Annotated in this window: 5 protein-coding genes and 2 pseudogenes; 5 read left to right on the top strand and 2 right to left on the bottom strand. The window is 59.2% G+C overall.

Features of this window, described 5'->3' with window-relative positions:
* On the top strand, positions 1–878 hold an 878-nt coding region (locus tag QZY01_RS07275; protein ID WP_294535240.1), incomplete at its 5' end, for an IS66 family transposase.
* A 17-nt stretch (positions 879–895) separates the two neighbouring features.
* Here QZY01_RS07275 and QZY01_RS07270 read toward each other — a convergent pair.
* A complete protein-coding gene (locus QZY01_RS07270) occupies positions 896–1,156 on the bottom strand; it encodes a hypothetical protein (protein WP_294535237.1) in 261 nt (86 codons plus the stop codon).
* Between the two features lie 2 nt (positions 1,157–1,158).
* Positions 1,159–1,494, bottom strand: a pseudogene (locus QZY01_RS07265) (transposase); the annotation flags it as partial.
* A 574-nt stretch (positions 1,495–2,068) separates the two neighbouring features.
* Between QZY01_RS07265 and QZY01_RS07260 the strand changes: the two are divergent.
* The 4 genes and pseudogenes from QZY01_RS07260 to istB form a co-directional block, all read left to right on the top strand.
* Positions 2,069–2,833 (top strand): class I SAM-dependent methyltransferase, encoded by a 765-nt coding sequence (locus tag QZY01_RS07260; protein ID WP_294535233.1) that lies wholly within the window; start codon positions 2,069–2,071, stop codon positions 2,831–2,833.
* A gap of 464 nt (positions 2,834–3,297) precedes the next feature.
* Positions 3,298–3,938 (top strand): annotated as a pseudogene (locus tag QZY01_RS07255) (IS630 family transposase); the annotation flags it as partial.
* A 220-nt stretch (positions 3,939–4,158) separates the two neighbouring features.
* Entirely contained in the window at positions 4,159–5,643 is a 1,485-nt protein-coding gene (istA, locus tag QZY01_RS07250) for an IS21 family transposase (RefSeq protein ID WP_294535243.1), read from the top strand.
* A partial coding sequence (gene istB / locus QZY01_RS07245; protein WP_294535230.1) for an IS21-like element helper ATPase IstB occupies positions 5,640–6,359 on the top strand: 720 nt, incomplete at its 3' end. The genes istA and istB, both read left to right, overlap by 4 nt.

Genomic DNA, 6,359 nt, shown 5'->3' with positions numbered 1-6,359 from the left:
CGGCGACGCCGTTTGGACCGCGGATTCATGCGCTGGCGATTTACTTGAAGGGCTTTCAAGCGCTTTCCTATGAGCGCCTGCGCTTCCTGTTCCGCGACGCTTTCGGCCTGATCATCAGCGAGGGCGCGCTGATGAACATGTTCATCCGCTCCCATGCGGGGTTCAAGCTCGCGGCCGACAAGGCGAAGGCCGTTCTTCGCGGCGCCAAGGTCGTCGCCAGCGACGAAACCGGCGTGCGAATCGAAGGGACAAACTCCTATCATTGGGTGTTTCGCTGCAAGGACGCCGTGGCGCCTCAGCCCGACTATTCGCGCGCCGCCCGCGTCGCGGAGGAGACCATGAACGGCCATAGGCCGAAGGTCTGGATCTCGGATCGTTACTCCGCGCAACAAAATCATGGCGCCGCGCAACAAACCTGTCTGGCGCATCTGGCGCGCGACACGGCCTTTGCGCTGGAACATGGCTCGGACGATCTGCCGCTGCGTTTCAAGCTATGGTTCGGCAAGGCCTTCGATCTGGCCAAAGAGATCGCCAGTTTCAAAGCCGCGACGATCGCCAGCAAAAAGCGTGCGCTGGAAAATCAGCTTGCCGACATTCTCGCCGCCGCCACGGAATGCGACCTGGCGCGCCAGTTGCAAGCCAAAATCGCCCGCGCGCGAGACCAGCTTCTGACCTTCTGCGACTATCCCGGCGAGGTCGAGGCCACCAACAACGGTTCGGAGCGAGCGCTGCGGCCCTGTGTGATCCAGCGCAAAGTCACGAATGGCTATCGCGCCATGTGGGCCGCACAGGCCGAGGCGGACGTGCGCACGGCCGTCGACACCGCAAGACTCAAGGGCGCAAACCCGTTCCAGACGATCCTCGGCACACTGGCCTGACGCCCAAAAATCCGCGCCTAAAAATGGGGGTGGGTAATTACCGATCGGCTTGCCAGGATCGTCGGATCGTCTTTGTGCATTTTGATGAGGTCGATCAGGTTCTCGATGCCGAAGTCGGTGAAGGCCATCTCGCCATCTTCGGACGTGTCATAGACCCAGATCACGCCGTCCTCGACTTCCATGCCGATGGCGATTTCGAACAGCCAATCCTCATCTTCGCCAAGCTCCTTGGCGACGCGGCTGATCGTCTTGACGTGATGAACTTTGTTGATGTGCATGGTCAGGCGGCCTTGGCGGATTCGGCCGGCGCCTGCGGCTTCCAGTTCCACGGCGTCAGTTCATCGAGCCGATGCGCGGGGTGGCCGGCGATGCGGGAGAGGACGTCAGCCAGCCAAGCCTGAGGATCGACGCCATTCATTTTGCAGGTGATAATGAGGCTGTACATTGCAGCGGCGCGCTCGCCCCCGCGATCAGAACCACAGAACAGCCATGATTTTCTTCCGAGGGCGATGCCGCGCAGGCCGCGCTCGGCGGCGTTGTTCGAGAGACAAACGCGCCCATCCTCAAGAAATAGCGTGAAGGCGGCCCAACGCTTGAGAATGTAATTGATCGCCTTGCCGCGCGCCGGCGCGAGCGACGCGCAGGTCATCACGCCGAGCACCCCGAAAGTTAGAGAGCTGACGCGCTTGGCGTGCAGGTCCGATCCAAACAGGGAAACGAGATGGTTCTCAATGAATTCAAGCCGTTGAGCCGTCGCCCGCATTGTCCCGCCATCCGCAAAATCGATTCGTTAACAAACCATTTCGCTAGACGCTGCGGCAAAATTGAGTCGCTCACAAAATGAGGGGATTCATGAGCAGCAGGATAGAACGCCTCAAAGTCTGCAGAGCATCACCTCGATTTCGAGTCGGCACCGCAAGTTGGGTATTTGCTTGACGAGTTCCGACGTCTCGTGCCAAGCCCTTTCAGGCATCTGCGAATGGCTGCGCAATCCCAGCAGCGTCCCAGAGCCATGCTGCACCCCCGGAGCCCACATCGTCCGCTCGCCAAACTTCCCTCGCGATTAGATGAAACTTCAGTAGCAGGTTAATATGAACGCTTACATGCCCAGTTTGATCAACATTTGGAAGAGGAGAAAGAAGACATATTCGTGCAGACTTTGTGGATCTTCCATAAAATATTTATATACATTGGATGTTCTTGCCAAGCATAAGGTGCGCTATTTTGAGTGCAATGGTTGCGGAAGCCTCCAGACTGAGCTGCCATATTGGCTCGACGAAGCTTACAAAATACCCGGCGTCCACATTGATGTAGGTCAAGCCGCGCGGGTGATTCAAACCTGGATTAGGCTTATATTTATTTTGGAAAATATTGGTTTTGATAAAAGTGCTGAATGTATCGATTATGGCGGTTCATCTGGATTATTAACGAGATTAATGCGCGACAGCGGATTTAATTATTTCGCTTTCGATTTATATGACAACGCCAAATACTCAAACTATTTCAGCTTCAGCTCTTTATCTGGCAGGCAGCCTGCGCTAGTTTCTGCGTTTGAAGTTTTCGAGCATTTGCCCAATCCAAGGGTCGCTATCGAAGAGATATTCGCGACAAGAGCCGATTTGATTGTCTTTTCGACACAATTTTACGATGGTCAGGGACCAGACTGGGATTATCTTGTCCCATTTTGCGGACAGCACGTCTTCTTTTATCGCGAAGCCGGGCTCGCTGACTTTGCTGAGCAGAGAGGGTATGCACTCCGTCGAACCGCCGATTTTTTAGTTCTTGTCCGCAATGGAAGTCCCTACACGTTACATGTTGTAGCAGCAAAAGCTGCTACCGTTCCTACCGGCTTTTTCGGAGATCTTGTTACGCGGATCGGATGGGGAACGAACGATACACTTCGCGATCATGTCTACGCAATGGAACGTTTTCAGAAAGAACTCGTTGAAAAGTAAGCGACATCTCCACGGGAGTGATTAAGGCTTGTGAACGAAAACAACGTGACTTTTAGACAATTGAACCGGAGCAGCAGCACCTTTTTGCCCCGCTCAGGGAAGTGATACAAACCCCACGCTTCTTGCCAGCGGCGCAGCCAAAGCTGACGGAAAAGCATCAGGGGCCTAAACCGCGTAGAGGACGCTCTCGCAGAAGAACGAGCCAGGCCAGGAATCCTCATCGGATACCCAAGTGTGGTTTCTGAGGTAGAAATGGTAGTCGGAGCGCATGTCCGACAGCATGGCGGGAATTTCGAACATATCGTCGATCTCGTGATATACCGAGATTAGAGCAGTCTCCGATCAATCTGTATCATATCCGCAGGCGGCGAAGTAATATCAAACCTCGCTGATGGAGACTCACGAGGGGGATTCCCGAATCGGTGAAAATTTGATTCGACTTGGCGAACGAGAGGACGTTCGTCATGTCAGCGGCAATCAGGCTTCGGGAAGATTTTGACGCGGTTGCACTTCGGGCGATTGCGAGACGCGTAAAAGATGGGCCGCAAGCGCGGCGGCTTCTGGCTCTGGCGGCGATCTACGACGGCGGCGCGCGAAGCGAAGCGGCCAAGATCGGCGGGGTCGGGCTCCAGGTTGTCCGAGACTGGGTGCTGCGGTTCAACGCCCATGGCCCAGATGGCCTGATTGATCGTAAGGCGCCCGGCCAGCCGTCGCTCCTCAAAGACGAACACCGCGCCGCCCTCGCTCGCATGATCGAAGATGGCCCGATGCCTTGCATCCATGGTGTCGTGCGGTGGCGGATCGTCGATCTTTGCCAGTGGGTGTTCGAAGAGTTTCGGATCTCCGTCGCCGAACAGACGATGAGCCGGGAGCTGCGCAAAATGGGCTATCGCAAGCTCTCCGCCAGGCCGCGCCATCACGCGCAAGCCGAGGGCGCGATCGAGGATTTTAAAAAAGCCTGCCAACCCGTCTGGAAGAGATCGCGTGCGAAAAGGGCGTCGCCGTCGACAAAATAGAAATCTGGTTCGCCGACGAAGCCCGTGTCGGACAGAAAAACAAGATCACGCGTCGATGGGCCAAACGCGGATCGAGACCGAGCGCGCCGCATTGCCGCGCGACAATCAGGATGAGAACGGTGCGTCAATCAAGGTGAGAATCGCCGTTGGGCTGTGACGGAGGGAGGGCGTAGCCCGACCGAAGGCACAGCCCAACGGCGAGGCGTTTTTTCGGAAGCCTTCTGGCGATCGCGGCCGGTCGGGTAACGAGGGATTTTTCCGCACTGGAGGAATCGCCTTGTGCCCGGCCGCCATGTAACCGACCACCAGATGAGGCTTTTCATGAAGTTCCGTCAGACCGAGACGGTCGCCGTCGCGGCGGCCAAGGCATCGTTCAGCGCCGCGACAGCTTATCGCATCGAACAGGATCCACGCCTGCCATCGGCGAAGACCGAAACGCGCGAGCGGCGTCGCCCCGATCCGCTCGGCGCCATTTTCGAGCAGGAGGTCGCGCCGATGCTGGCGGCGGCGCCGGGCCTGCGGCCAATCGCGATCTTCGAGGAGATGATCCGTCGTCATCCCGAACTCGGGCATGGAATCCGCCGCACGCTGGAGCGGCGCATTCGCGTCTGGCGCGCCCTGCATGGCGCCGAACGCGAGGTGATCTTCCGCCAGACGCATGAGCCTGGGCGTATGGGCCTGTCCGACTTTACCGATATGGGCGAGCTCGCCGTCACCATAGGCGGCGTGGTCCTCGATCACCGGCTCTATCACTTCCGCCTCGTCTATTCCGGCTTCGAGCACGCCCATGTCGTGCTCGGTGGCGAAAGCTTCGTCGCTTTGGCGGAAGGACTGCAAAACGCCCTGTGGGCGCTCGGCGGGGCGCCGTTCGAACACCGCAGCGACAGCCTCTCCGCCGCGTTCCGCAATCTCGCCCCGGAAGTGCGCGAGGATCTGACCCGACGCTACGACGGCCTGTGCGCCCATTACGGCATGACGCCGACGCGCAACAACAAGGGCGTCGCCCACGAGAACGGCTCCGTCGAAAGCTCGCATGGCCATCTCAAGGCCGCCATCAAGGACGCGCTGCTGATGCGCATAAGCGCTGACTTCGAGGATTTGCCCGCCTACCGCCGGTTCGTCGACGAGATCGTCAGCCGCCACAACGCCCGCAATCGTCCGCGCATCGACGCGGAACGCGCCCAGTTGAAAACCCTGCCGGACCGGCGCACCAGCGATTACGAGGACGTCGGCGTTCGCGTCACCTCGTCGGGCGGCTTCACCTTGCGCAAGGTGTTCTACACGGTCCCATCGCGGCTGATCGGCCACCAGCTGCGGGTACGGCTTTATGACGACCGCCTCGACGTGTTCATCGGCGGCACCTCGCTCATGACCCTGTCGCGCGGTCGCGCTCATCCTTCCGGCAAGCACGCCCATGTCGTCAATTACCGCCATGTCATCCACGCTTTGCGCAAAAAGCCGATGGCGCTATTGAACCTGGTTTACCGCGACCAGCTGTTTCCGCGCGAGGCGTTCCGGCGCACGTTTGACGCGTTGCTGGAGCGTCTGCCAGACCGGCAAGCCTGCCGTATCATGGTCGATCTTCTCGCCCTCGCCCATGATCGCGGTTGCGAAGCTGAGCTGGCCGATGCGCTCGCCGCGGGGTTGGACGCGAAGGAACTGCCCGACATGGCGGCGCTGCGCGCCAGATTCACGCCCGACCCCGCGAGAGTTCCGACGGTGGTCGTCACCTTGGCGCCGCTTCAATCCTACGAGGCGCTTCTCGACGACAGCCTGATGGGAGACGCCGCATGAGCGCGCCCCAAACGCCCATCGACGCCGCCAGGCTCAGCCTGCTTCTCAACGAACTGCGCCTGCCGGCGATCAAGGTGCTGTGGCCGCAATTTGCCGAGACCGCCGACAAGGAAGGCTGGCCTGCCGCCCGCTTCCTAGCGGCCATCGCCGAGCATGAACTTGCCGAGCGCGACCGCCGCCGGATCGAACGCCATCTCGCTGAAGGCAAGCTTTTGCCCGGAAAGACGTTGGAGACCTTCGCCTTTGAAGCCGTGCCGATGATCTCGAAAGCGCAGGTCATGGCGATTGTCGCTGGCGACGCCTGGCTCAGCAAAGGCGCCAACATCCTGTTGTTCGGGCCGCCCGGCGGAGGCAAGAGTCATCTCGCATCCGCCATCGGCCTCGCCTTGATTGAAAACGGCTATCGGGTTCTGTTCACTCGAACCACCGATCTGGTGCAGAAGCTGCAAATCGCCCGGCGCGATCTTGGGCTGGAAGCCTTGATCAATCGCCTCGACCGTTTCGACCTGCTCATCCTCGATGATCTGGCCTACGTCACCAAAGACCAAGCCGAAACAAGCGTGCTGTTCGAACTGATCAGCGCCCGCTACGAACGGCGATCCATGCTGATCACCGCCAACCAGCCGTTCGGCGAATGGAACAAGGTCTTTCCCGATCCCGCCATGACGCTCGCCGCCGTCGACCGTCTCGTCCACCACGCCACGATCTTCGAACTG

The sequence above is a fragment of the uncultured Rhodoblastus sp. genome, assembly GCF_903903185.1.
Taxonomy (GTDB): domain Bacteria; phylum Pseudomonadota; class Alphaproteobacteria; order Rhizobiales; family Beijerinckiaceae; genus Rhodoblastus.
The sequence above is the reverse complement of the archived record's forward strand: the minus strand, read 5'-3'. Positions and strand labels throughout refer to the sequence as shown.